Source organism: Yersinia sp. 2542 StPb PI (genome assembly GCF_048593855.1).
Lineage (GTDB): Bacteria > Pseudomonadota > Gammaproteobacteria > Enterobacterales > Enterobacteriaceae > Yersinia > Yersinia enterocolitica_E.
The window spans coordinates 1-580 of sequence record NZ_JAZGQA010000484.1; the positions used below are offsets into that span (position 1 = coordinate 1).

The following is a 580-nucleotide window of genomic DNA, read 5'->3' on the forward strand; positions in this document are numbered from 1 at the left end:
GTTGAAAGAATTAAAAATGATTATATTATCTTTCAATATCCAATGGTTATCGTAAGCATAAATGTTGTTAGCTTATAAAAGCCTAAGGCAGATAATACTATCTTTACCCAGAATAATAATAGTGCTGGGTGGTTTATACAATCTGGAGGTTCTTTTGAAATATGTTTTTCCTTATCAAATCCATTCTTTTCAAGGTATTTTTCTTTTCTATAACCGTATACACCCCAAATAAGAGTGGTTACAGCATATTGTAAAAAATCCATTATTAAAGATATAACGAGGAAAACCAATGACCAATATAATATATTAGGGAATAATAGAATTGATTCAGATGAGTCAGTTAGTGTACTTTTGCTGATACTTCCCTTGAATAACCATATCAATGCAATCCCACCTAAGCATGATTGCCTATTAATATTTGATAGCGAACTGCTTGCAGCATAGTATGTTTGCTGTATTTTATCTAAAAGCATTACAGTACCTTCTTAATATTTTCACGTTTAGGCCCTGTGCTAGTAGTCATTTTAGGTACGTTTTCGGGAATGGTAATATTTACACTTGAAACTATTGCCCAGCTACC

1 protein-coding gene is annotated in these 580 nt (G+C 31.9%); it reads right to left on the bottom strand.

Going from position 1 to position 580, the window contains the following annotated elements; translation table 11 throughout:
• Positions 1–32: 32 nt before the first annotated feature.
• Entirely contained in the window at positions 33–473 is a 441-nt protein-coding gene (locus V1952_RS22410) for a hypothetical protein (protein WP_420075618.1), read from the bottom strand.
• Between the last annotated feature and the right edge of the window lie 107 nt (positions 474–580).